The organism is Wolbachia endosymbiont of Drosophila willistoni (assembly GCF_040084705.1).
Lineage (GTDB): Bacteria > Pseudomonadota > Alphaproteobacteria > Rickettsiales > Anaplasmataceae > Wolbachia > Wolbachia pipientis.
In genome coordinates this window covers 1,148,795-1,172,758 of the sequence record NZ_CP157591.1, presented here as the reverse complement: position 1 = coordinate 1,172,758, position 23,964 = coordinate 1,148,795, and the positions used below count along the sequence as shown (strand labels likewise).

Below are 23,964 nucleotides of genomic sequence, written 5' to 3'. Positions count from 1 at the left end.
CTAATATTACTTCTTTAATAAGAAAATGCAAACATAAATTGCTATTTTATTTACAAATTAATCATCAGGATGGAAAACATGATCGTACACTTCCTTTTCTCTATGTAATATGGTCGACTCTATGGAATTTTCTGGCTTTTTTTTGAATTCTTTGTTGTCACTCTTTAAGTGCACTACGTCTTTGTGAAAATGGGAATTATACCTAAATAGTAAAGCTATTATTATTAAAGTTATAACAGCCAAAAAGATGAGTGTTCTTTTTCTATACTTCATAAATGCTGCAGCTTCTTGACCTAATTTTCTATGTTACCACAAAACACGTCAAGCGAAATTATTTGAAGACAAATAAATACTGGCAATCAATTTAACACTAACTTAAGAATCAAGGAATACAATTATAATATATTTAATTAATAGTGAGGTTTAAAATGTTACATAATGAAAAAAATTCAAATTCTGTTGGAACTCAACAAAACCAACCAGAAGATAGTTTTGATTTGAATAAAACGATGCAAAATCTACCAAATTCAGATATTGCTAATGATCACAAGAAGCTAAAAGAAAGAATGACTGACCTGTTAAAAGGAGATACAGAATTCTCTAAGATGAAACAAGGAGATAAGATTCTTGTAGTAAGTACAGCAAGTGGATTATTTACGGCAGTACTACCACTTTTGGCAGTTGGTGCAACACTTGCTATACCGGGTGCTATAGTTGGTCTTGCTTTATATTTCGCTGTAAAAGTCGCTGTAAAAGCAGTTCAATCTGGATATAAAGGGCTCAAGTGGTCAGCAGAAAAAACAGTTGATGGGGCGAAATATACTGCTGGGAAAGTTAAGGACGCATCAACATACGCTGCCGGAAAAGTTAGAGATGGTGCTATGCATGTTAAAGATAAGGTGAAAGAAGGTTATGAACATTCAGTAGATTCACTGAAAAAAGGCGCTAGTTTTGTAGGCGAAGGAGTGGCAAATAAGTTCCATAAGGCATCTGGTGAGACGGACTATTTAGATAAGGTAAAAAGGTTTACTCCAGATGCAATTAAGAAATCTGACGAAATAAGAAATGATATGAAAGCAATTTTTGCTGATAAAGGAAATAATTCTGGGTTAGTGAAAAATATACTTTCTGGAATATCGTCAGAAATTGATTTAAAAATGGCAGAGAAGGCAAAATCAGGGGAGATTGAACATACTTCTGGATGGCAAGTACAGAAAGAATTCATTAATAATTTAAATGAAAAAAGCTTGCATAACTTGTTAACACAAAGGTCATTACCTAAAGGTAGTTATTTCATCGACAGTGTTTTCTCTGAACATCACGATGAAATTAAGAAGGTTATTAAAGAATGTAGAGAAAATCATTTGTACTCAAGCGTAAGCAATATGTTTGACAGAGCAGAGAAAAAAGCTAACAGGCCTTCTGTCAAAAGTTTAACTAGGTCTGTGTCATCATCATTCTCTTCACTGGGAAGAAAAGGCTCTGAACAATCTAACAGCTTGTCAAAAAGCAATTCACTAAATTCTATAGGAACTGAAAGTACTGCTACTGTCTCTGATTCAGATTCTCAGAACTTTGCAACAGTCCGTAGAAGCAATTCATCTAGTAGCTTAACTCCTAAGCTTACTCCAGTTGCTCCACCAGAACTACCTAGAAGCGCCTCATTGACTAACTTAAATGGACAAAGTTCTTTCAGTGAAGATGTTCTCAGTGATCCTATTGTGGAGCAAAACCTGGATAGTTTGAGTAACAGAACTCTCACTCACAGTAATTCTACTGATAGTGGAATGGGTTCTGGTTCTTCTACGCTAACAAGAAAACAAGTTCTTCCTTTAAAAGAAGAATTTGACAGAGAACTCGAAGAAAAGTTGGCAAAACGACGCGCATCTCTAGATCAACCTAGTGCAGAACCTGTCAACTCAAGAGCTACAGCAACTCCAGGAACAGTGTAATAAGTAAAACTTCTACCTTCTCCAAAAGGATGTTACTCAATGAGTAACGTCCTTTTTTTGTTTTTAAACTATAGAAAAATCCTAGATCCCAGCGGTATGCGTACAACCGTATGAACATTGTGATTTCTCTGCTAGGAAAGGTGTCATCCGAGTAGCTGATACTGGGATCCAGGAAAGTTTGCTTGTTTACAAGCAAACTAGCATAGGAAGTGGTTACAACGTTTTCGATGAGATTATATGGAAAACTGGATTCCAGTGTCAAGCACTGGAATGACATCACAGGGGCACTGGGATGACACCTTTACGTTTGAGGCAAACTAGCTATAACACTTAACATACTACCTTTGCAAACAAATGTTCATACAGTACGCGCTGGCGTTATTTTCTCTTGATGAATAAATCTCGGTAGAGTATAGTAGCAATGCATTTATGTAGCTACTAATGAATAATTTAGTTTTGGTTTATACAACTTTTTCAAATTTTGAGGAGGCTAAAACTGTTTCTGAAGAATTGTTAAACGAGAAATTAATTGTATGTGTAAATATATTTCCCGAAGTGAATTCTCTGTATTTATGGGAAGGTAAAATTAGTAATAGTTGTGAAGTAGTGGCAATTATGAAGAGCAGGAATGATCAAGTTGATAAAATTGTAGAAAAAATCGAAGCAATGCATTCTTATGATCAGCCAGCTATTGCTGTGATGCCCATAGAAAAAGCAAATAAATCTTTTACTAATTGGGCTAATAGTGTTATTGATGTAAGTAGTATTGGGGTGTAGCCAAGTGGTAAGGCAGCGGTTTTTGATACCGCCACGCGAAGGTTCGAATCCTTCCACCCCAGCCATATTGAAGTGGGTGTGAAATGATATCACTTTTCTATAAATTAAGATTATTGAATTATATATTAGGTAGTCTAAAAGATATAATTGTGAAACTGTTTCTCTTCACAATGTATCTTTACACATTCAGCATTGTGCTCATGTTTCTCAGCAATGGTTTTTGGTATGCTGTAGAATTTTGCTCTTTCAAAAATGCGTTTTACCGTTTGTTTCAATATTGCAAGTGGTATTATGAAAATAGGGAAGATCTCGGTTACGGAATTTCTATTCGAATATTAGTGGCGTTTCTTACTCCGCATTTTCTCTATAAATTATTACTTGGCACAGGCTGGAAGTCCTTTTTAAAGGAAAAGATAATACAGATACTCAACACAAGAAGAAAAAAGGGTAGTGAGTTCAGTAACAGTAGCAAACCAAGTGGCAGTAGTTATAGTGATAAGAATAATTATAGCAATAACAGTGGTAACAATGAGCGTCAAACTCAAGATGCAAAGCGAAAAGTAAACATGATAAAGCAGCTATTAATCAAAGATATAGAGGCAACTATAGATAGGAGATTGAATTATATTTTTTTCGGTAAAAGGAGTAAACCTCATTAAGTATATAAAAAGGCTTTATCTAGTAAGGCTTTTTAAGGTTGGCTGTATTTTATTTTTTACGTATACCGGATCACAATCAGCCAATATACATGTGTGCACAAAATCTTGACTAAAGTCTGACAACCAAGAAATTGCCTTACGTTTTTCTACCAAGCTTTCTGTTTTTTTACAGTTACTTGCTGCATCAATCATTGCCTGCGCTATTACTGATTTCCACAGCAAATAATACCTTTGTATATCATCTGACGTACTATTTGTTTCATAGTGGTTAAAAAATTCTTTAAAATTGAAGTTGTTTGACATAATGATACCTCTTTGGATTGAAATTTGAAATGATTTGAGTTTATGTCGCCACAGCAGATTCCGCTAACAAGCAGCGGGATGACGGTTGTCAGGCCAGCGCCCCCATGATGTCATTCAAGTAGCTGACACTGGTTCCTTTATGACGGCAGTGCCCCTATGGTGTCATCCCAGTGTTCCTATGATGTCATCCCAGTGCCCAGACACTGGGATCCAGGAATTTTGATTGGACACTGGGTTGGTAAGCATAAAAGTGTTATGTAAAATACAACGTTCTTGATGGGATTGTGTGAAATGCTGGATCCCAGTGTCTGGGCACTGGGATGACACCATAGGAGGCTGCTTGGATGACAAAAAAAGGAGCACTGGAATGACAGCAATCTACGTCATACCGCGATTCATTCGCGGTATCTCAGCCGCTAACAAGAGATCCCGCTAACAAGCAGCGGGATGACGGTTGTCGTTTAGCCATAAACATTAAGAAATTTACCAAATGAAAAAAAAGGCAAAAGAAGCCCCGTGGTTATTATCCGCTTTAAAATATTGGCGTTTTTTATGTTTTAAACGCTTGACAAGCGAGATTCAGCCGCTTTTAATTGCAACTAACTTACGCTGCAAATGTTTAAGAAATTTACTAAGCAGAAAAAAAGACAAAGAATCCCCGAGTTAGCTAGTCTTTTACTATCTCTGTCGAGTATTGGCATTTTTTGATGTCTTGTAACGCTTTATAAGCGCGTTCAGCTTATTTAGATAAAAATCTAGATGTAGATGAAGTTTTGTAAAGACATACAGTATCTATATACTGCAAAAAATTGAACATAAGACGCCGATACATTAAGTAATCCTTACCTTTTAATCTGCAGATTGGCGAAAGCAAATACAATAGCTTCACTATCATGATAAGGGCGCTGGCGAAGGGTGTCAAGTAAGTTTTTTCGTTTCTGTGGGCTACCTGGTTTTCCTACTGAAATTTTGAAAAATGTAATCTACTCCTATATTCAAATATATCAAGCAGTAATTCAAAATCAGCCATTGCGCCTTTTGCGTTATTATACGCGAGATTGAGCAGCTCTTTGTCCTGATATAAATCAGCAAATTTAAATTCCATACATCCTGATTGTTTTGTGCCTAAAATATCTCCACTGCCTCTTAGCATCATATCCCTTTCAGCAATGTAAAATCCATCTTGTGACTCACACATGATCTTTAACTTTGAAGATGAGCTTTTACTTAAATTATCGTATAATAATACACAAAAAGATGGCTTGTTTCCTCGCCCTACTCTGCCTCTTAACTGATGCAATTGTGATAACCCAAATTGCTCTGCATTTTCTATAATCATGATGGTTGCATCTGGCACATCTATACCAACTTCTATCACAGTGGTTGCAACAAGCAGAGAAAATTCATTCCTTTTGAAGGAAAACATAACTTGATCTTTCTGCTCCTGAGTCAATTTTCCGTGTATTATCCCGACTTTATCAAGAAATGTTTTTTGTAATTCCTGAAAACGCATCTCTGCTGCAGCAATATTGGTCTCTTCGTTTTCTTCTATATATGGACAAATCCAATATGCTTTTTCGCCCCTGTTTATAGCACCTTTTAGCTTTTCAATAACATCTGGCACCCTACTAATGTTCATAGTTACAGTTTTTATTGGCAATCTGGATTTTGGTTTTTCTTTCAAAATTGAACATTCAACATCACCATACATAGCTTGCTGCAAGGTTCTTGGAATGGGAGTTGCAGTAACGAAAAGTATATCGGCATTTTCTCCTTTTCCTACCAAGCGATTTCTCTGCATCACTCCAAATCGCTGTTGTTCGTCTATGACTGCAAGCCCTAAATTTTTAAATGTAACGTTAGCTTGAAATAGTGCATGAGTGCCAATCACTATATTTAAAACACCACTTGCAAGTTCGTTCATGATAATCTTTCTTTCCTTGCGCGAAGTTTTACCAGTAAGCAGCGCAACTTTTATATCGGTACAGGATAAAACTTCCTCAATCCAATTATAATGTTGCTCCGCCAAGATAGTAGTCGGTGCCATTAGAGCTGCCTGCATGTTGTTTTCTACCACATTTATCATTGCAAAAAGTGCAACTACGGTTTTGCCACTACCAACATCACCTTGCAGCAAGCTTATCATGCGATACTTGGATTTTTGTCTCTCTGAGATCTCATCTATTGCACGAGTTTGATCATTTGTTAATTGAAACGACAATTCATTTAAAACTTGCTCTTTGTATTTACTCAATATTATAAATTCTCTTCCCCTTTCTTTCACATGATTTTTTCTTGCAAGTTTCAGCGCTAGCTGATACGCAAACAATTCATCATAAGCAAGCCTTTTTCTACAAACCTCAGCTTCCACCAATGAGCTTGGTCTGTGCAACTTTATGATGCTTTCCCTCCAACTTAACCATTTTTTTTGCTTGATTAATGTATCATCTATCCACTCTGGTAAATCAGGCAATTCCTTTAGATTAGAGCTTATTATGTTCCCAATGCGCTTATTGGTAATGCCACGGCATAATTGGTAAACTGGCTCTATGCAAGCTATTTCTTTAAATTGGTTGATGTCAAGCGACACGTAATCTGGATGAGTAATTTGCCAATGTTCAGCAAATTTTTCGAGTTTGCCACTGATGATCACATTCGCTCCAATTGGAAATAGTTTATATAAATACTTAACTGAGTAATTAAAAAAGACTATGAATATATACTGACTCTCACTTTCAACGATTATTTTATATGGTCTACCTCTAAAAGTGGGCGACTGATGCTCATAAACTTTTGCAATGAAAGTTGTAAATTCTCCAACTCGAGCATCAGATAGTAACTTGCTTCTATCCACATAACTAAGTGGCTTATAAAACAGCAGATCCACCACCTTGTCCCCACCACAAAGTTTAGGCAATATTGCGGAATGGAACTTAGGTATATTCTCCAGCCTGCTATTTAGAAAAATCTGATTGCTCATTGAGATTCATACATGTGTAAAACTGTTATAGAGCCTTTTTAAAATCTTGTCACCTTATGGTCAGGTATGCACTATAGCTAGCACAGCTCTCTAACGTTATACCGCGATTCATTCGCGGTATCTCAGCCGCTAACACGTAACGGAATGACGAATTTGTTGTTTTTAAAATCGTCGGTAAGCCTAAGTTACCCCTAACTATATTTGCTATCATAGGGCTTATAGTAGGTATTTTATTAACTTATTAATCATTTTTATGTATTATTATACCATTAGCAGTCTATATCAAGGTATTAATGATGAACGGCTCTACACCAAAAGAAAAGGAAAATCCAATAGTTACACTAAGAGCTCAAGCAGAAAAGTTTGGTTTTAGCAGGTTGAGGGCTGGTAAAGATAATGCTGAAGCGAATTCTGGTGCAACTATGTACGTAGATCTTCCAAGAATGAAACTTGTTATTCAGAACAAAGTTATAACAAAAGAGCTTGTTGATGAATTATATAATAAACATACCAACCTCATTTCAAATGACAAAAATAAGTACCGCCAATTTGTAAAACAAGTTTTTACAGAGCTATTTGAATATGCTGAAGCAGAAGTTCCAAATGATTCTATTCTAGAAGAACTAATCACTAATTGTAACCAGGCTGCTTATGTGGGTGCATTGTATGGTAAAGGAGGACCTATCCTTCATTTGGCTGAAACATATGGGTTATTGTTTCAGTCTAATCATGTAACACATATTAATTGTAGTGATCCAAGTCATGCGGCAATCAGAATTGAAGAAAAAATTGCAGTTCGCACTTTTGCAGAACTGGAAGAAGAATTATGTAAATTGGATAGCTCGCTAGAATTCACACTTAAGTCTCAAGGTGATAAAAATGTAACATATGAAGATGGTAAATTGTCACTTACTGTTCCTAAGAGACTGAAGGACTATAATATAGGTGATAAAAACTTGTTTGACGTTATAAAAGAGTGTTTTCAGAAATTTTGCGAGAGGCTTGGATTTTTTAAAATAAAAATAGAGCATGGCTTGGATAAGCCACCAAAAGTGAACAGCCATCTGGAAAATATGGAACCGCCCATTCATAGCAATGAGTATGGAAATACACCTGGAAACTAACAATTAAAATATTTCAAGCGCTGTTAGCTCATTTGCACAATCAATGACTTCAGAACTTGGGAACTGGTTTTTAAACCAAGTGTACTGGCGTTTTGCGTAGTGTCTTGTGTTTGTTTGAGCAATCTGTATCGCTTCGTCTAAAGTAATCTCACCTTTCAAATACTTTACAATTTCTGGCACTCCATGTGCTTTCATAGCTGGCAAATTTGGAGCTAAGTTCATACTAAGTAGCTTTTTTACTTCATCAATTGCTCCATTTTCGATCATTTTGATAAAACGAGAATTTATTTTTTGGTATACATCCTCACGTTTAGGCAAAATTGTATATATCTTAAAATTATCGAATAAAGGAGGCTGTCTATTTTCTTGCCATACAAAGATTGTCTTACCAGTTTCAGTGATAACTTCAAGTGCTCTTGAAAGACGGTGCGAGTCATTAATACAGATTTTATCTTGAACTTTTGAGTCTTTGCTTAATACTAATTTATAGAACTCCTCTTTACTTAAATTTTTCCTGAGCTCACTTACGTTTTTTCTCACTTCCTGACTTATTTGTGGCATTGATGATAAGCCTTTGATGAAACTGCTGATGTAAAGCCCGCTTCCTCCAGTGATGATAGGTATTTGAGCATTTTCTAATGCGTGATTAACTTCTTTTTCTAAATCCTCTAACCATAGACCCACGGAATAATTTTCTTTTGCTGAAACATAACCATATAATTTATAAAATTCTTCTTGCTTTAGTGGTTGAGCAGTAATTATGGGAATTTCTTTGTATACCTGCTTTGAATCACAATTTATTATACTAATATTTCCATATTTTTCTCTCAGGTTATCGCATAATTCTGATTTACCTGAGGCCGTAATTCCTGTAATAATTACTATATTATTTTTCATTTATATTAATTTAATTAACATATGATAAAGTGTAGTAAAAGTTTGGATTCTACAATCTAAAGTTTGGAGATTTTTATGGCAGAAAACAACGACAATAATTCATTTACTAAGCGTTTCACAAACAGGACTCCTGGCGGTACAGGGGAAGGTTTTTCCAGTAAGTATTCGTCTCAAAACACCAAAGAACGGGCATTAGGGGAAAAAGGAAAAATTTCTGAATTAGCAGGCAAAAAAACCGAATCCAAGGAAGCTTTTTCTGAAAGTGGCGGCATAAAAAGTAAAAGCAGAACTGTCAATGAAAGATCTTTTGCTGATGCAACAAAAAGAAGTAGGTCAGATCTTATATACTTAGTCCGTGGTAAAGATCGTGGAAAATCAGCGTGGCATTATGTATTAGTTGATAAAGAGAAAAGAGAAATGTTTCTAGCAAAAAGCAGAACTGGCTCTATAGATGTTGCAGACTATGGAGAGATTTTGTATTCAGGATGGGGAGAGGATCCACCACAGGCAATAATTGATAAAGTCAATGAAGAGTTTGGGTTGTAGCAAATCTGCATAACAAATGGTAAGCTGCGTTGCATTACGTTTACAAAAACTAGCAGTTACTATATAAGATACAGTGCAACAAAACTGATCTAGTTGTTATGAATAAGTTTTTAGCTATATGGTATCTAAAATAATAAATGCAATACAGAACAATTTATTAGTGTGTTTTCCAACAGAAACAGTGTATGCTCTTGCTTGTAATGCACTAGATAATGAATCTATAGGAAAAATATATCAGATAAAGAAACGCTCTCAAAATAAACCACTGTCTATATTTGTTAGTGATATTTACAATTTGACAAAAATAGCAAAGGTAAAGGAAAGATATATTGATTTAATAAACCACTTTTCTCCTGGACCAATTACCTATATTTTACCACTTAAAAACAACAACATATTGCCAAACGAATTCTTTAAAGATAGTATAGGTATCAGAATTCCTGAGCATCCTATTGCAATTTCAATACTAAACAAACTGAAAGTTCCAATAGTTGCAACTAGTACAAATATTTCAGGAAAAGAAAGTGTATGTAAGGCAAACGATATACCACAATCCATTAAGCAACATTTATCTGTAGTGATTGAAGATGACGAACTAGTTTCTGGTATAGAATCTACTATTATTGACTTAACCGAAGATAAGATTAAGGTTTTAAGGGAAGGTGCAATTTCATTACAAACAGTAAACAACGCATTTTCAAACTAAAATCTATAGGAGAAAGAATGAAAAAAGTAATAGGCCACAACCAAGCCAAAAAAAAAATAATGAACAACTTATCTGTTCAGTCTTGGCTGATCTGTGGTAAAAAAGGTATAGGAAAAGCAACACTTGCAAAATCCTTCTCCAATTGGTTACTCATAAAAAACTATAATGAAGTAGCATTGGACTTACACATTGTTGAAGGTGATACTATCGGAATAGAAAAAGTCAGAGAAATGAAAAACTTTCTACACTTAAGTCCCATTCAATCAGAACACAAAATAGCTATAATAGATAGCTTAGAGGCAATGACTAATAACGCTAAAAACGCAATATTGAAAATATTAGAAGAGCCGCCAAAAAATTCTAAGATATTTATAATTAGCCATAAGCCATATGATATACAAACCACTATCCGGTGTAGGTGCTTTCAGCTAAATTTACTCCCATTAACTTATGATGAAACAAAGCAAGTTGCTTCATCTCAATGTAAATTTGATAATCAAACGTTTGACGAAATGATTACTTTATTTCCTGGAATGCCAGGAATGATAATAAATACAATAAGTAGTGATGCTTATGAAGCATACAAATGCTTTTATAAATTTCTTCATGATTTAAAGAATCCCAATATGATTAATAAAGTAATTAATAGCGAAATCGAACTAGAACTAGCATCATATATAATTCAGGCCTTCATTTTAGAAAGCATAAAGAGAGAGGTAAATGGTGTTGAAATTCTGCTAAGTCAGTGGAAAAAAATAGATGAACTTTTCGTTGCCGCAAAGCAACTCCACTTAGATAAAAAGCATGTTTTAGCTAATGTAGTTAATATCATGACATAAGTTTACAAAGTATAATACTTTTAACATAAATTCATGATAAAATTCTGTTAATTTAATACTCGAAGTATATAATTTGACTGATAATAAATTAACTGTATGGCAATCAATAGAAGTTTTGACGAAAGCCATATTGAACATGCAGAAAAAATTAAGCTTAATTAAGAATATAGCTTCAGATCAAGACATAACCCTAGAAAAAGGAAAGGAGTTGTTAAGTGGCATTTATGAAGCAAATTTTAAGCTAAACAAGACAATCAATATAGCTACTTTGCCAAAAATTGGCTATCATATGCTAAATGGTGAGCTTGTTGTACGTAATCATATTACGGAAGAGGAAGTAAAGATTCCTGGAGATTTTCATTACCTTAAAGTCGTAAAATCCGATCATGATAATTATAAATTAACGTTTTGTAATTTTTTAGGTAATGAGTTTTTTGAATATAAAAAGTATGATCCACAATATTCTGGTATTTCAGATGAATATAAATTTGTGGATTTTGGTAGTGTAAAAAAGACTCATAATCTAAAATTTAAGGAATACATTGGTCATGCACCTAAATTTTTTGCTGCAGAAGGGCCTATTGAGCCTGGATCCCAAAACCATGTAATTGATCTATTTGAGCTAGTCAAAAGTGGTAAAGGTAGAAAAGTGGGAACCTTTGCTGATGAATTTGGTTATTTTGATGATCAAAATAAATTACATTATTATAATTATCACAAAAGTGTAGAAAGTAATACTTATGATCCTGAAAATTTCAGTGTAAAAATGATAAATATAGATGTGAGCAAAATCGATAAATTCTACCTCATTGCAGAACAAGGTGATATAATCATTCATCCTATTTGGGAAAATTTAGACATATTTTAAAGTTTTTTTTAGAGTATCTAAGCTTATTGTTATTATAATGATCCGATTAGGTCTGGTAGTATTGTGTTATGGAAGATAAATTGCTTGAATCAGTAAAAAACAAAAGTTATTTCAGTAAAGCAGTCGAATGGTACTGCCATAGGTATCTGTTTTGTGTAGCAGAAAGATCTTGGATGGCATTAATAGTATCGCTTCTCCTAGTATGCTTATGTTTATTAACATTAAACATATACCTGTTATTTCCTATTAAAAAAGATTTAAATTTTGTGAAGTATATGAACCACACAGAAGATGAGTTCTCTGCAATGCATAAGCTTAGTTTCAGTAAAAAGGAAGATGAATACACTTCCACAGCGAGGTACTTAATAAGTAAATACATTGAAATATACGAGTCCATTAAGATCGTTGAACCGAAGTACCAAGAAAATTTTATAAGAAACAATTCTATACATAAAATCTATCAAGGCTTTCAGGAAAAAACGAATAATGAAGCTGGTAATTTGTCTTTATCTAAAAGAAAAATCGCCAACATAAATGTAATAACATTATCTATTGATCGATCGACCAAGGACTTAGTTACATTTGCTGGAAATGCTACTGTAGTTTTTACAACCGAGCAAAATAAGGAGGATACTGTGGAGATTAGCTTCACTTTGTCGAATATAAAAGCAACTCTGGCTGGTATAATACCATTTAAATTTATTGTTAATGGTTATAAATACAGATTTTAAAATATTACTTGGTAGCTAAAAAAAATAACCAAAGTGCACATAGCAGTAATAACTGGAGGTAAAACTAGAAGAATTGGTGTTTTTTTAATAAAGTAATTCTGAGAAGGTTTTAAGAAAAAGGCGTTGTAAATTATCGGTAAAAAGTACAGAGCGTTGAGTATAGTACTAACAATTAACACTAGAGTTACAAACACAGAAAGTATTACATTGCCAGAGTTGAAAACAGCTTGAAAAATGAGAAATTTACCCCAAAAAGTCGGAGCAGGAGGCACCCCTATCATAGACAATGCACCTATAGCAAATGCTGTCATGCTAATTGGCATACTGCGTCCTATACCGTAAATCTTATCTATATATTTCTCACCTGCTCTCGTTATTATTGCTCCGGCAACGAAAAACAAAGTGATTTTTGCAAATGCGTGGCAAACTAATTGAAAAATTGCAACCCTCATGCTGAGATCACTAAAAATTGAAGCGAATAATATAATATACGACAATTGAGAGATGGTAGAGTAAGCAAGCAATTTCTTTAATTCTTTTTGCTTTAGTGCAATCAATGATGCAGTAATAATAGTAAATCCAGCAGCGTACGGAAGCCACCCTCCAGCAAACCAATTTTGCTGCACAAAACGTTGCATATTATCGACGCCGAAAGTGTATAATATAACTTTTATGATGATGAAAACTCCGGATTTCACAACAGCAACAGCGTGCAGTAGTGCACTCACAGGAGTTGGTGCAACCATTGCTTTTGGTAACCAAAAATGCATTGGCATTAATGCAGCTTTTCCTATTCCGTAAATCAGCATAGCAAAACACACTGCAATGAAAGTGATGAGTGAAGCATCAAATTTGAATATTCCACCGCTTACAAAGTCTAAAGTATGAAATTCATGATATAAAAGGCCTATTGCAGGAAAAAATAATACCAAAGAAGAGAAAAATAGCACGCCAAAGTAATAGCGTCCTGCAATCATTGATTCATTTGTTGAGTTGTAAGTAACCAGAGGGTATGTACTAATAGTTAGAAGCTCATAAAAGATAAATGTAGTGAGCAAGTCTCCAGAAAAAGCAATAAACATTGCACAGCCAATCGATATTGAAAAAAAGCATAGAAAACTTGAGTGATTGCTATCAGCATAGTTATTCTGCATATAACATATTGCATATATACTGGTCAGCACCCATAAAAACGATATTAATAAACTGAATATTACTCCGGTAGACTCTAGCTTTAAACTAATGTGCAAATTATTACCAAAATCCATGAGAATAAATTGAGAATGATCACCATATACCCAATATAAAGTGCACAGACACGTATACGTAAACAGAAGTACAGAAGAAGTGACAGTAATACTATTGTTCACTCCGGGCCATTTACCAGTAAAAAAAATAACTAACGCACTTAAAAGTGGAATCAACGCAGTAATTAATAAATAATTCTCAGTAATTGAAAATGGTAAGGAAAGAGACGTTAAAACACAGTCCATTAAATAATTCATCTTTTTGTTTAGGTAAAGCTAGAATTATACTAAAATCATAGAAAAACCGCTATGTTTTTTTGGCAAACTAGTCGTTTGTGTATGCTATAGCTATACTGCGATTCATTCCACAACTGTACGAACATTTGTTTTTGTTAAACACAACAAAGATGTCATCCCAGTGCCCTGACTACTTGGATCCAGGAAAGTTTGCTTGTGAGCAAGCAAACTAGCATAGAAAAACGTTTTCGATGAGATTGCAGAAAACCAGTGTCTGGGCACTGGGATGACAAAGGAGGACAGTGTCAAGCACTGACCATTTGCTGTGCAGTTTACCTTTAAAAATGAATGTTCATACAGTAAGCCATAAGATGACAAAAGAGTAAACTTTATCTGTGTGAGCTATAGACGCAAATTACAACAAATGCAGTAGCGTAATCTCCATCGTCACTTAAAGAAAGATGAATTTTGGAGATAAAATCCTTGCTAACGGTAAGATATGGCTTGCCTCTTACATCATTGTATATTTCTATATCTTTCATTGTAATACCCTGACCACTACCTCGTGCTTTAACAAAAGCTTCTTTTGCTGCAAAGCGTTTAGCAAAATACCTTGCTCGCATTTCTTGACTATTATACTTTCTACTTAGCTCTATTTCCTTTTCAGTGTAGATTCTATTGAGAAATTTTTCCCCGTATTTTTGTAATATTCTCAATATTCTTGGTATATATACTATGTCAGTGCCGATACCGTGTATCATTTTGCGCTAAAGTGATTTATTGCTTCCTCAATCTGCATTTCCTTTACCTCTCCAGTTGCTCTATTTTTTACTTCAACTATATTTTCACTTACTGCTTTCTTTCCGACAATTATTTGCCACGGCAAGCCTATCAGATCCATTCTAGAAAATTTTACTCCTACACTCCCTTCCGTATCATCGTAAAGCACTTCATCGCTCTTCAAAGCTTTGTATATTTTATCTGCAGCCTCCGTTACTTTCGTTTGTAAATTGATTAAACCAATTCTGAAAGGAGCTACCTCCTCCGGCCAGATAATTCCCTTATCATCATGAAAAGCTTCTATTATCGCACCAACAAGTCTTGAAACCCCAATGCCATACGAACCCATATGTATATTGACATTTTTTCCATCTTGAGAAGTAACACTTGCCTTCATAGGCTTTGAATATTTGTCGCCAAAATAAAAAATATGCCCTATTTCAATACCTTTACTAACATTTAACTGCTCTTGTGATATAGGGCAAGTCTCAGGATCATGCATATCATCTGCAACTGCGTATATACTCTTTAAACTTTCAATATCTTCACTCTCTAGTAGTTCAGAAAATTTATTGTCATAATATAAAGTGCTCTCACCAGTGTTTGCCAATATATGAAACTCGTGGCTCAAATTTCCTCCAATTGGCCCCGTATCAGCTCGAACTCCAATTGGAGTAAATCCCATGCGTTTGAAGATTTTTATGTAAGTTTTGTACATCAAATTATATGAATTCAGTGCACCTTCGTAATCTACATCAAAACTGTATGCATCCTTCATCAAAAATTCCCTGCCCCTCATAACACCATAACGTGGTCTTACCTCATCACGGAATTTCCATTGAATTTGGTATAAACAAAGTGGCAAATCTTTGTAACTTTTTACCACATCTCTAATTAAATCAGTTGCTATCTCCTCATGCGTTGGACCAAAAAGCATATCTTCCTCATGCCTATCCTTTATGCGTAGCATTTCCTTACCGTAATCATCGTAACGCCCTGATTCTCGCCAAAGACTTGCTGGTTGCACACAAGGCATTAATGCTTCAATAGCACCGGATTTGTTCATTTCATCTCTGATAATATCTTCAATATTCTTAAGCACTAAGAGACCAAGTGGTAACCACGTATAGATGCCAGATGCTATCTGCTTTATTAAACCTGCACGCAAAGAATATTGATGGGAGATAATTTTAGCATGGGCAGGCTTTTCCTTTAGAGTTGGCAGGTAATATTTGGATAAGCGCATATAATAGATCTGATTGTATTAAGTAATCTTAATACAATCAGACCTGTAGGTAAACTTATTTTGAAAAGGAAGGGAAGTGCATGGCTGACCATTTCATAGTTATCATAGTCCTTGTACAACATTTTCCTTTTGGCATCGCAACGCTTTTCCACCAAACTGTGCTATGCGATCCTCAACAGAAAGAGGAGGTGAATCTTGCACCTCATTATCCACTGAGTCAACATTATTTACTTGTGGTGAATCAACACACGAACTTGGCGGTACCGGTGACTCCTCTTCACTATCTGAGAATTGCATGACTGCTGCTCTCTCCTTAAGTCTCTTTGTCCAATCTGAATCATTATCATCCGACTTCTTTCTCTCTGCTTGCTCCCTATCTATTCTTGCAGCAAACTCTTCTGGTGTTTCTTTTTTGTCAGTGCCCCCACTATTTTCTAATTTTGCTTTCAATTCATTTGTAAAATTTTGTTGCTGCCCACTCTTTTTAACGTAGTACCTCCTCTTATCTGTTCAAACAGAGTAGAATGATTATTATTCTCAGGTTCACCAGCCTTCTTCGGTGCATCATTCTTAGGTTGCTCCGTACGCTTGGAAGCTGTAAAAAAATGCGGAGGCGGAGGTGGTAGTGCAGCATCTTGTGGCAATGGAGGAGGTGGCGGCGGTGGACTTGGATTTGGTTGTGTTCCAAACGTTACTGGAGGTGATTGAGGAGTAGGTACATTTGATTTATTCTCCAGATTAGTACAATTTTTACACACAAATTTTTGTGGTTCTTGAGATGGAGTATGGCCGAATTTCTGTCCATTAAGACCTACTTCTTTCTTATTATCATCTCTAGAAATAGCCAGTTTAACAAGATATGTCACTGAAATAAGTGCAACAACCGTAGAAACAGCAAAAATTGCTAAAGGAACTGCTGCAATAGGACCAGAACCAGAAACTGCTATAATAACATAAGGAAGATATTGACCAGATATGAAACTAAATATAGATAATAATGAAACAGCAATTAAAGGTTTCCATATAGTCTGCTTAGTTTTAGTAAGCTCCTGACTATCTTTTAGCAATGAAGAATTATTGGATATCATCATTTCTTTGCCTCACTTGTTAACGATAATTTAATAATAACCCAATTAATAATTTCTGTCAATAATTAATTATGAAAAACAAAGTTGCAATTTGAATAGATAAGCTATAAGTAATATACGACCAGCAATAGCCATACAATAGACTTCTTGTATAACCCACACTAAGTAGAAAAAAGGTGTCATCCAAGTAGCTGACACTGCTCTCCTTTGTCATTCCAGTGCTTGACACTGGAATGACACCGAAGGGGCTACTGCCGTCTTGGATGGAAACCAGTGTCAGAACTAGTTAACCATGGGGCTTCTTTTGCCTTTTTTTCCATTTGGTAAATTTCTTAAATATTTATGGCTAACATGAAGCTAAGTACGAACTTTGTTAAACATAACAAATGGTGCCATTCCAGTGCTCCTTTTTTTGTCATCCCAGTGCTTGACACTGGGATCCAGTTTTCCATATAATCTCATCGAAAATGTTGTAACCACTTTCTGTGCTAGTTTGCTTGCTTACAAGCAAACTTTCCTGGATCCCAGTGTCTGGGCACTGGGATGACAAAAAAAGGAGCACTGGGATTACACCCTGACAATCGTCATCCAGCTACTTGTTAGCGGCTAAGAGATACCGCGAATGAATCGCGGTATGACGGTTCGTGGCGGCATGACGATAACCTCGTCTCACTGCCATTAAGTTAAGGAAAAAAGATAGATTTTATGGGATAATGATGTATACCAATAAGTTTAAAGGTAGTATGAGTAAAAAAGGCAGTAATAAAATTTATTCAAAATGAATTGGCAAGTCTAGAATTTATAGAATCCCATAAATCATCTTCAAAAGATTTTATGAGAAAGAGGAAGTTATCTTTTATTGACATATTTATCTTAATTTTAAGAAAAAGTGTAAAGTCGCTGCAAGTAATACTAAACGAATTTATTTTATATAGGAAAAAAGACTATACCGTTACTGCTAGTGCTTTTAGTCAAGCAAGAAAAAAAATGAAACACAGTGCATTTTCAGAAATTAACGAAGGTGTGGTTTCCTTGTACTACCAAGACCAAAAATTTAAAACTTGTTTTGGCTTTAGAGTGTTAGCTCTTGATGCCTCCAAAATCATTTTACCAACAAGCGTTGAAATAAAAAATGAATTTGGCTCAAGAAAAATACGTAACCAAAAACCAAAAGATTTAGGTGATTATGCAAGTGCAACCTTTGCGGTTTGTTAAGATGTGCTAAATAATGTTGCCATAAGGTCAGTGTTAGATAGAGGTAACACTCATGAAATTAACTTAGCAGATGGAATGCTTAAAGTTGTAAATACTAATGACTTACTGATTTGTATATTTATCTTATAAATTTCTTTCTAGCCTTACAAAAAGAAAAATTGCTTATGTCATTCGATGTCCCAGATCATCTTTTAATGAAGTGAATGCTATGTTTGAAGAAAAAAGCCCATCTAGTGTTGAGGTTACCATATGTGCTCAGCGTAAGATAAAACAAGAAAATAGTGGAATAACGCTTCAAAGTGGTACTGCCATCTGGTGAAATTGAAGTGTTAGCTACATCATTAATGGATGAACAAAAGTTTCAAACTGGAGAATTTAAGGAGTTATATTTTTTACGCTGGGGAGTTGAGACATTTTTTGCAAAACTCAAAGGAAGACTAAGTCTAGAAAATTTTACAGGAAAAAGTGTTGAGTCTGTTAAACAGGATTTTTGGTCAGCTATCTTTATTAGCAACCTAGAAAGTGTTATGACAGAAGATGTAGAAGAAGCGTTGAATATGGACTTAACCGATGATAAGCTTAAGAGGAGCATTAACAAATCTGTCTCATTTAACGCGATCAAAAACTTGGCTTTCGACATTTTTGCTACGGAATCAGATACTGACTGCATTATGGATCAATTATCAAAGCTATTTTTGATGAACACTTTGGCGGTAAGAAAGGGAAGGAAAGTTGATCGTCATAAGGTACCTTATCTTCGTTCGTTCAATTACCAAAAAAGGGTTGGAAAACACATATTTTGACTAGAGGTAGTATTCATATCTTCTGATAATAACTGGGTAGCTTATTGCCATAGCTCCTGTAAAATGACTTCTAAACAAACTATTTCTTAAGTAATTTACACTTCAGAGTTTATCTGCTTTAAAGTTTACTCTATTCTGTTTCAGTATTTGTCATAAATCCTTAATTATTTCTGACTTTTTAGTTCAGTTTTTAACCATTCTTTCCTTAACTTAATGGCAGTGAACCTCGTCATCCCGCTACTTGTTAGCGGGATCTCTTGTTAGCGGCTGAGATACCGCGAATGAATCGCGGTATGACGGTTCGCGGCGGTATGGACGTAGGAAAACCTTTCTTGGGTTAGCTATAGAGACTCTCATCTTTAGCGAGCTTCAAGGTAATTGGTTGCTATTTGCGAAAATATTCGCATAATTTAAGTAACATTACTTAATAAAAATTAACTATGGAGCTTAATAAGATTGCAGCATCGATTTTACTTTCTGGGCTAATCATTATGATAGTTAGTAATGTAGTTGATATGCTTTACAGTCCAGAAGAATATAAGATTGAACACCAAACGATAGTAGCTGCTGGCAGCAATGAGTTCCAGCAAAAAATCGAGCAAGTGGCGCTTGATATTGGAGCGCTCATGCAGAATGCTAGCTTTGAGAAAGGTAAATCAGCAGCAAAAAAATGTATAGCCTGCCATAGTTTTGAGAAAGGTGGAATGAATAAAGTAGGACCAAACTTATGGAACATAGTTGGAAATAAAAAGGCCCATCTTGGTAACTCATTCAATTACTCAAAAGCAGTGCTTGAAAGAGGTGGAAAATGGGGGTATGAGGAGCTATTTGCCTTTTTAAAGAACCCAAAAGCCTATATAAAAGGTACACGTATGGCATTTGCAGGTATTTCCAATCCACAAGAAATTGCAGATCTAGTTAGTTATTTGCATCAATTGAGTGATAGCCCGGTTGCTTTGCCAAAGTAGTATGGATTATTGTAAATTGTTTGATGGAAATAATGGTCACATAGCATATCGAAAGCTACAAGGAAAGAAAGCTTCTGTAGTTTTTTTCGGTGGATTTGCATCCAATATGGATGGAACTAAAGCAACTGCTATTTACAAATTTTGCCAAGAAAATGACGTAGCACTTGTGCTATTTGATTATTTTGGTCACGGTCATTCAAGTGGTAATTTTATTGATTACACGATAAGTGATTGGCAAAAAAATTGTGCTAAAGTAATGAGTGAATTAACTAGCGATAAACAAATAATTATAGGTTCAAGTATGGGAGGATGGCTGATGTTGCTCACTGCCCTTCAATTTCCAGAAAAAATTGCAGCACTAATTGGTATATCGTCTGCTCCCGATTTTACTGAAGATTTGATATTCAAGCAATTGTCAGGCAAGCAAAAAGAAGAACTAGATTCTAAAGGTGTAATAGATTTTACTTCAGAGCATTGTACATACAAAATAACTAAAAATTTGATCGCAGATGGCAGAAAGAACCTTCTTTTAAACAAAAAGACAATAGATATAAACTGTCCTGTGCGCTTGCTGCATAGCATTAATGATAAAGATGTTCCTTATCAAACTTCATTGAATTTAGCTGAAAAAATTAAGTCAACCGATGTTGAAGTACACTTAATAAAATCAGCAGAGCACAATATGTCTGACAATCATTCACTGGAAGTTTTATTTAAGACCATTAGAGAATTTTGTAACCAGACTGCATTCTGTGATTTTTAGCAAAACACGATTTTTCATTTGAGCTTTCTTCAACTTAAAATAAATACAGAAAATTGCTGCCTATAGCTAAACTGACTTAGATTTACCGACAATTTGAAAAACCGTCATCCCGCTACGTGTTAGCGGCTGAGATACCGCGGCGGTATGACGGTTCGCACCATCACACTTTGGAACCTTACAGATATTGAGCAAATCCAATAATATCCTTGATTTCTTTTATATTATGGGTTGCAATTTCTGCTGCTTTCTTTGTGCCTTTTTTTAATATTTCATGTAAATGGAATTGGTCTTTTAAAAGATCATTCATTTTCTCACGTATGGGTGATATAACACTGATAATTAAATCAGCTAACTCTTTTTTGAAGTGCTTCATGTCATGTTTGTTCACTTCTTCACATACTTTTTTCACATTTACATTACTAAGCACTGAATAAATGTTTATCAAATTGCTTATTTCTGGTCGGCACTCTAAAGTAGCAAAGCCTAGAATTGAATCTGTTTTTGCTTTTTCTATTTTTTTGACAATTAAGTCATCCGTATCATCAAGGTTAATGCACGAATGTTCTGAAGGATCAGATTTACTCATCTTGCTTGTACCATCTCTTAAGCTCATTATCCTTGATGTGCAATCCAAAGTTAAGATTTCAGGTACGATGAAATGATCCAGCTTATAATGATTGTTAAAAGCTGATGCAATATCACGTGCAAGCTCCAAATGCTGTTTTTGATCATCACCAACAGGAACGTATTTAGTTTGATACAACAATATATCTGCAGCCATAAGTACTGGATAACTATATAATCCAAGAGAGGCTTTTTGTTTATCGCTGCCAGCTTTATCTTTAAATTGAGTCATGCGATTAAGCCAACCAATTGGTGTATAGCACCCAAGCAGCCAGCCCAGTTCTGCATGACCACTAACTGTGGACTGATTAAAAATAATGGACTTTTCTGGATCTATTCCACATGCAATATAAGCTGCTGCTGTTTTGAAAATATTACTTTTTAATTCACTTGCGGGAAGCTTATTTGCTGTGATTGCATGTAGGTCGACAATACAAAAAAGAGATTTGTATTTATCCTGTAAGTCTATCCACTGTTTGATTGCACCAAGATAATTACCTAAATGTAGTACGCCACTTGGCTGGATACCTGAAAAGACAATACTTGTCATTATACATTTACCTCATGCTAATCGTTTCCACAATCAGCAGATTTCTTAGAAAGAATAACCATTGCAGGGCGGAGCAACCTACTTTTGATAGTATAACCAGTTTGTAGTACCTCTACAATGGTGCCAGGCTCTTTTTCATTGTCTTCTCTTTCCACAACAGCTTGGTGTAAATTACTATCAAAAAGCTCACCAAGTGGGTCTACTTCCTCTATTCCATGTTTTTTTAGATCATTTATAATTTTTTGATAAGCTACTTTAATCCCCTCATGAACAGGATCACCGTCTTTCAAAATTTCCATTACTCTTTTTAAATTGTCGCACGAGTCGATCATATCACGTGCAAGTTTTGTGACTGCGTAGTCACTTGCATCGCTAATTTGCTTTTGCATTATACGTTTGACATTTTCATTATCTGCAACAGCACGGCGTAAATGATCTTCAAGCTGAACTGCACGTTCTTTTAATGTATTGAGATCTTCATTTAAATCATCAGTTTGCTTATGGTTATCACTTTGTTGGTCGTCACCTTTCTGCCTACTTACCATATCAGCAAACTTCTTCTTTTTCTCCTTACTGCTATCTGACATATCATTACCCTTAAGAATCTAATAAATATATAACAATTAATCTGAAAATATCAAGCGCCAGCTACATTCGTCTTTCTATGCTCGCATTTAAAAAGTTAATTAAAGTAGTTTTATAAAAAGAATCAGAAAAAGTACTAATATCATTTTGTGCCATATTAATGTAGTGTCTAGCTTTTTCCATAGAAAGCTGAATGGCATTATGGTGATTAATATAGTGTAATGCTTGGTCAAAATTGTGTCTAGCTGAAGAAAAGCATTTTTCCCAGAATTTTTGCTCTGCTGGACTGCCATTTTCGTATGCTATAATAGCAGGTAAGGTGACTTTACCTTCGAAAAAGTCTTTTCCGACTTGCTTTCCAGAAGTGCCTTGATTAGCAGTATAATCGAGCATATCATCAACTATTTGAAATGCCATACCAAAATTAAAACCAAAATTCTTTAGCCTCTCTGTTTCGTCATTTGTTGCACCAGATACTGTTGATGCAGCTTCACAGCATGCAGAAAATAAAGATGCTGTCTTTTCTCCAATGATATCAAAATAATTTTCCCTGACTGTGTGGGGGTCAAAGCGTGCTGTCATCTGCTTTATTTCACCCTTCACAAGTAAATGCGATGCTTTAGATAAAATAGAGAGAATATTTAAATTTCCACACTCTATAAGCCATCTAAATGCTAGAGTCAACAATAGATCACCAACTAAAATGCTTGATTTATTTCCCCAAATCTTATTCGCTGTTTTAACTCCATGGCGTGCCTCACTTTCATCGAGCACATCATCATGAAGTAAAGTAGCATTGTGTATAAACTCTACCGATGCAGCAACGTTGATCCTATTCTCCCCAGAATAGTTTAGCATTTTACATATAATAAAAACTAGTTTAGGCCTTATTTTTTTTCCACCTGACCTAACAAGATGAGATATAATATCAGTAGCAAGCTTAGCATCTTCATCATTGACATTTTTGAAGACAAAGTCATTCATAGCTGACAAATCAGAAGATACAATATCGTCTAATTTATCGCTGTTTGTTAAATCAGTATTTAGCATTTTAAGAGACTTATGCCTCTTGCCCTTGTGCTTTCTCGTTCTCTACTTTCTTCTTTTCTGTTTTCTTTGGTTCTGTTTCTAAAGTTACTATGCCTTTTTTGATAAACCACAGTACTCTTTCAGTTGCCTGCGCGCCTACACTTAGCCAATGTTTTAATCTATCAGCTTTCACCACAACACGATTTTTATTGTCTTTTGGTAACATTGGATCATATTGTCCTATTTTCTCAATAAAACGCCCATCTCTTGGTGCCCGTGAATCAGCTACAACTATCCTATAAAAAGGGCGTTTCTTTGCGCCAAACCTCGCCAACCTTATTTTAACTGCCATGTTAACCTTTATTCATATATTAGCCACAATTTTATACAATGAGCCGTTTTAAGTCAAATGAATTATACAGCTTTTGCACCTTATAATATAATTAC

At 35.0% G+C, this 23,964-nt stretch carries 26 protein-coding genes, 1 tRNA gene and 2 pseudogenes; 14 read left to right on the top strand and 15 right to left on the bottom strand.

Features of this window, described 5'->3' with window-relative positions:
• The first annotated feature begins 428 nt into the window (after window positions 1–428).
• The 4 genes from walE1 (at window position 429) to ABL518_RS06030 (ending at window position 3,388) form a co-directional block, all read left to right on the top strand.
• On the top strand, window positions 429–1,952 hold the full coding sequence (gene walE1, locus ABL518_RS06045; RefSeq protein WP_010082451.1) for an actin bundler: 1,524 nt from the start codon (window positions 429–431) through the stop codon (window positions 1,950–1,952).
• A gap of 441 nt (window positions 1,953–2,393) precedes the next feature.
• On the top strand, window positions 2,394–2,729 hold the full coding sequence (cutA, locus tag ABL518_RS06040) for a divalent-cation tolerance protein CutA (protein ID WP_006279213.1): 336 nt from the start codon (window positions 2,394–2,396) through the stop codon (window positions 2,727–2,729).
• Window positions 2,720–2,794, top strand: a tRNA-Gln gene (locus ABL518_RS06035). The genes cutA and ABL518_RS06035 overlap by 10 nt, the downstream gene beginning before the upstream one ends.
• Before the next feature lie 135 nt (window positions 2,795–2,929).
• Complete coding sequence (locus ABL518_RS06030; RefSeq protein WP_251371759.1) at window positions 2,930–3,388, top strand: hypothetical protein; 459 nt, start codon at window positions 2,930–2,932, stop codon at window positions 3,386–3,388.
• A 15-nt stretch (window positions 3,389–3,403) separates the two neighbouring features.
• On the opposite strand, the gene ABL518_RS06025 is transcribed toward ABL518_RS06030, so the two are convergent.
• The 3 genes from ABL518_RS06025 to recG form a co-directional block, all read right to left on the bottom strand.
• A complete protein-coding gene (locus ABL518_RS06025) occupies window positions 3,404–3,691 on the bottom strand; it encodes a hypothetical protein (RefSeq protein WP_010962862.1) in 288 nt (95 codons plus the stop codon).
• Between the two features lie 162 nt (window positions 3,692–3,853).
• The gene (locus ABL518_RS06020) at window positions 3,854–4,054 is read right to left on the bottom strand and encodes a hypothetical protein (RefSeq protein WP_010962861.1); all 201 of its coding nucleotides are present in this window, start codon (window positions 4,052–4,054) and stop codon (window positions 3,854–3,856) included.
• A gap of 595 nt (window positions 4,055–4,649) precedes the next feature.
• On the bottom strand, window positions 4,650–6,671 hold the full coding sequence (recG, locus tag ABL518_RS06015) for an ATP-dependent DNA helicase RecG (RefSeq protein WP_010082476.1): 2,022 nt from the start codon (window positions 6,669–6,671) through the stop codon (window positions 4,650–4,652).
• A 296-nt stretch (window positions 6,672–6,967) separates the two neighbouring features.
• On the opposite strand from recG, the gene ABL518_RS06010 reads away from it, so the two are divergent.
• A complete protein-coding gene (locus tag ABL518_RS06010; RefSeq protein ID WP_038199131.1) occupies window positions 6,968–7,795 on the top strand; it encodes a hypothetical protein in 828 nt (275 codons plus the stop codon).
• A gap of 3 nt (window positions 7,796–7,798) precedes the next feature.
• Here ABL518_RS06010 and miaA read toward each other — a convergent pair whose 3' ends face one another.
• Window positions 7,799–8,692, bottom strand: coding sequence for a tRNA (adenosine(37)-N6)-dimethylallyltransferase MiaA (miaA, locus tag ABL518_RS06005; RefSeq protein ID WP_010082478.1), 894 nt, complete (start codon window positions 8,690–8,692; stop codon window positions 7,799–7,801).
• 75 nt (window positions 8,693–8,767) lie between these two features.
• Between miaA and ABL518_RS06000 the strand changes: the two genes are divergently transcribed.
• From ABL518_RS06000 to ABL518_RS05980, 5 genes are all read left to right on the top strand, one after another.
• Window positions 8,768–9,238, top strand: coding sequence for a hypothetical protein (locus ABL518_RS06000; RefSeq protein ID WP_010082479.1), 471 nt, complete (start codon window positions 8,768–8,770; stop codon window positions 9,236–9,238).
• A 118-nt stretch (window positions 9,239–9,356) separates the two neighbouring features.
• A complete protein-coding gene (locus ABL518_RS05995) occupies window positions 9,357–9,944 on the top strand; it encodes an L-threonylcarbamoyladenylate synthase (RefSeq protein ID WP_006280292.1) in 588 nt (195 codons plus the stop codon).
• 17 nt (window positions 9,945–9,961) lie between these two features.
• A complete protein-coding gene (locus ABL518_RS05990; RefSeq protein ID WP_038199127.1) occupies window positions 9,962–10,783 on the top strand; it encodes an AAA family ATPase in 822 nt (273 codons plus the stop codon).
• A 73-nt stretch (window positions 10,784–10,856) separates the two neighbouring features.
• Window positions 10,857–11,651: a hypothetical protein gene (locus tag ABL518_RS05985; protein ID WP_022626354.1), complete on the top strand. Its 795-nt coding sequence runs from the start codon at window positions 10,857–10,859 to the stop codon at window positions 11,649–11,651.
• A 68-nt stretch (window positions 11,652–11,719) separates the two neighbouring features.
• Entirely contained in the window at window positions 11,720–12,382 is a 663-nt protein-coding gene (locus ABL518_RS05980) for a hypothetical protein (protein ID WP_010082435.1), read from the top strand.
• Here the strand turns inward: ABL518_RS05980 and ABL518_RS05975 are convergent.
• The 7 genes from ABL518_RS05975 to ABL518_RS05945 form a co-directional block, all read right to left on the bottom strand.
• On the bottom strand, window positions 12,379–13,875 hold the full coding sequence (locus tag ABL518_RS05975; protein WP_095742755.1) for a proton-conducting transporter membrane subunit: 1,497 nt from the start codon (window positions 13,873–13,875) through the stop codon (window positions 12,379–12,381). The two genes, ABL518_RS05980 and ABL518_RS05975, sit on opposite strands and share 4 nt — an antisense overlap.
• 114 nt (window positions 13,876–13,989) lie before the next feature.
• On the bottom strand, window positions 13,990–14,244 hold the full coding sequence (locus tag ABL518_RS05970) for a hypothetical protein (RefSeq protein ID WP_010962852.1): 255 nt from the start codon (window positions 14,242–14,244) through the stop codon (window positions 13,990–13,992).
• Between the two features lie 11 nt (window positions 14,245–14,255).
• Window positions 14,256–14,627: a holo-[acyl-carrier-protein] synthase gene (locus ABL518_RS05965; protein WP_010082456.1), complete on the bottom strand. Its 372-nt coding sequence runs from the start codon at window positions 14,625–14,627 to the stop codon at window positions 14,256–14,258.
• Window positions 14,624–15,892, bottom strand: a complete 1,269-nt coding sequence (gene proS, locus ABL518_RS05960) for a proline--tRNA ligase (protein WP_022626352.1) — start codon at window positions 15,890–15,892, stop codon at window positions 14,624–14,626. Before proS ends, ABL518_RS05965 begins: the two co-directional genes overlap by 4 nt.
• Before the next feature lie 102 nt (window positions 15,893–15,994).
• Window positions 15,995–16,342 (bottom strand): hypothetical protein, encoded by a 348-nt coding sequence (locus tag ABL518_RS05955; RefSeq protein WP_095742754.1) that lies wholly within the window; start codon window positions 16,340–16,342, stop codon window positions 15,995–15,997.
• Entirely contained in the window at window positions 16,339–16,983 is a 645-nt protein-coding gene (locus ABL518_RS05950) for a hypothetical protein (protein ID WP_010962848.1), read from the bottom strand. The genes ABL518_RS05955 and ABL518_RS05950 overlap by 4 nt, the downstream gene beginning before the upstream one ends.
• 412 nt (window positions 16,984–17,395) lie before the next feature.
• Window positions 17,396–17,542, bottom strand: a complete 147-nt coding sequence (locus tag ABL518_RS05945) for a hypothetical protein (RefSeq protein WP_182309098.1) — start codon at window positions 17,540–17,542, stop codon at window positions 17,396–17,398.
• 200 nt (window positions 17,543–17,742) lie between these two features.
• Here ABL518_RS05945 and ABL518_RS06625 point away from each other — a divergent pair.
• From ABL518_RS06625 to ABL518_RS05930, 4 genes and pseudogenes are all read left to right on the top strand, one after another.
• A pseudogene (locus ABL518_RS06625) lies at window positions 17,743–18,440 on the top strand (IS4 family transposase); the annotation flags it as partial.
• A gap of 51 nt (window positions 18,441–18,491) precedes the next feature.
• Window positions 18,492–18,998 (top strand): annotated as a pseudogene (locus ABL518_RS06620) (transposase); the annotation flags it as partial.
• 440 nt (window positions 18,999–19,438) lie between these two features.
• Entirely contained in the window at window positions 19,439–19,966 is a 528-nt protein-coding gene (locus ABL518_RS05935) for a c-type cytochrome (RefSeq protein ID WP_010082469.1), read from the top strand.
• Window position 19,967: 1 nt separating this feature from the next.
• Entirely contained in the window at window positions 19,968–20,729 is a 762-nt protein-coding gene (locus ABL518_RS05930) for an alpha/beta hydrolase (protein WP_010082470.1), read from the top strand.
• 175 nt (window positions 20,730–20,904) lie between these two features.
• Here ABL518_RS05930 and trpS read toward each other — a convergent pair whose 3' ends face one another.
• The 4 genes from trpS to rpsP all read right to left on the bottom strand — a co-directional run bounded on the left by trpS (window position 20,905) and on the right by rpsP (window position 23,869).
• On the bottom strand, window positions 20,905–21,903 hold the full coding sequence (gene trpS, locus ABL518_RS05925) for a tryptophan--tRNA ligase (protein ID WP_070356910.1): 999 nt from the start codon (window positions 21,901–21,903) through the stop codon (window positions 20,905–20,907).
• Between the two features lie 17 nt (window positions 21,904–21,920).
• Window positions 21,921–22,490 (bottom strand): nucleotide exchange factor GrpE, encoded by a 570-nt coding sequence (locus ABL518_RS05920; RefSeq protein ID WP_095742753.1) that lies wholly within the window; start codon window positions 22,488–22,490, stop codon window positions 21,921–21,923.
• Between the two features lie 61 nt (window positions 22,491–22,551).
• Window positions 22,552–23,538 (bottom strand): polyprenyl synthetase family protein, encoded by a 987-nt coding sequence (locus ABL518_RS05915; RefSeq protein ID WP_095742752.1) that lies wholly within the window; start codon window positions 23,536–23,538, stop codon window positions 22,552–22,554.
• A gap of 10 nt (window positions 23,539–23,548) precedes the next feature.
• On the bottom strand, window positions 23,549–23,869 hold the full coding sequence (rpsP, locus tag ABL518_RS05910; RefSeq protein ID WP_006279266.1) for a 30S ribosomal protein S16: 321 nt from the start codon (window positions 23,867–23,869) through the stop codon (window positions 23,549–23,551).
• Between the last annotated feature and the right edge of the window lie 95 nt (window positions 23,870–23,964).

What these genes read in the sequence shown, in the direction of transcription:
- ABL518_RS05930 (WP_010082470.1), top strand. Translation starts at nt 19,968, where the DNA reads ATGGATTATTGTAAATTGTTTGATGGAAATAATGGTCACATAGCATAT.
- miaA (WP_010082478.1), bottom strand. Translation starts at nt 8,692, where the DNA reads ATGAAAAATAATATAGTAATTATTACAGGAATTACGGCCTCAGGTAAA.
- proS (WP_022626352.1), bottom strand. Translation starts at nt 15,892, where the DNA reads ATGCGCTTATCCAAATATTACCTGCCAACTCTAAAGGAAAAGCCTGCC.
- ABL518_RS05920 (WP_095742753.1), bottom strand. Translation starts at nt 22,490, where the DNA reads ATGTCAGATAGCAGTAAGGAGAAAAAGAAGAAGTTTGCTGATATGGTA.
- walE1 (WP_010082451.1), top strand. Translation starts at nt 429, where the DNA reads ATGTTACATAATGAAAAAAATTCAAATTCTGTTGGAACTCAACAAAAC.
- ABL518_RS05995 (WP_006280292.1), top strand. Translation starts at nt 9,357, where the DNA reads ATGGTATCTAAAATAATAAATGCAATACAGAACAATTTATTAGTGTGT.
- recG (WP_010082476.1), bottom strand. Translation starts at nt 6,671, where the DNA reads ATGAGCAATCAGATTTTTCTAAATAGCAGGCTGGAGAATATACCTAAG.
- ABL518_RS05950 (WP_010962848.1), bottom strand. Translation starts at nt 16,983, where the DNA reads ATGATGATATCCAATAATTCTTCATTGCTAAAAGATAGTCAGGAGCTT.
- rpsP (WP_006279266.1), bottom strand. Translation starts at nt 23,869, where the DNA reads ATGGCAGTTAAAATAAGGTTGGCGAGGTTTGGCGCAAAGAAACGCCCT.
- ABL518_RS06000 (WP_010082479.1), top strand. Translation starts at nt 8,768, where the DNA reads ATGGCAGAAAACAACGACAATAATTCATTTACTAAGCGTTTCACAAAC.
- cutA (WP_006279213.1), top strand. Translation starts at nt 2,394, where the DNA reads ATGAATAATTTAGTTTTGGTTTATACAACTTTTTCAAATTTTGAGGAG.
- ABL518_RS05975 (WP_095742755.1), bottom strand. Translation starts at nt 13,875, where the DNA reads ATGGACTGTGTTTTAACGTCTCTTTCCTTACCATTTTCAATTACTGAG.
- ABL518_RS05935 (WP_010082469.1), top strand. Translation starts at nt 19,439, where the DNA reads ATGGAGCTTAATAAGATTGCAGCATCGATTTTACTTTCTGGGCTAATC.
- ABL518_RS05965 (WP_010082456.1), bottom strand. Translation starts at nt 14,627, where the DNA reads ATGATACACGGTATCGGCACTGACATAGTATATATACCAAGAATATTG.
- ABL518_RS05980 (WP_010082435.1), top strand. Translation starts at nt 11,720, where the DNA reads ATGGAAGATAAATTGCTTGAATCAGTAAAAAACAAAAGTTATTTCAGT.
- ABL518_RS05990 (WP_038199127.1), top strand. Translation starts at nt 9,962, where the DNA reads ATGAAAAAAGTAATAGGCCACAACCAAGCCAAAAAAAAAATAATGAAC.
- ABL518_RS05915 (WP_095742752.1), bottom strand. Translation starts at nt 23,538, where the DNA reads ATGCTAAATACTGATTTAACAAACAGCGATAAATTAGACGATATTGTA.
- ABL518_RS06010 (WP_038199131.1), top strand. Translation starts at nt 6,968, where the DNA reads ATGAACGGCTCTACACCAAAAGAAAAGGAAAATCCAATAGTTACACTA.
- trpS (WP_070356910.1), bottom strand. Translation starts at nt 21,903, where the DNA reads ATGACAAGTATTGTCTTTTCAGGTATCCAGCCAAGTGGCGTACTACAT.
- ABL518_RS06025 (WP_010962862.1), bottom strand. Translation starts at nt 3,691, where the DNA reads ATGTCAAACAACTTCAATTTTAAAGAATTTTTTAACCACTATGAAACA.
- ABL518_RS06030 (WP_251371759.1), top strand. Translation starts at nt 2,930, where the DNA reads ATGTTTCTCAGCAATGGTTTTTGGTATGCTGTAGAATTTTGCTCTTTC.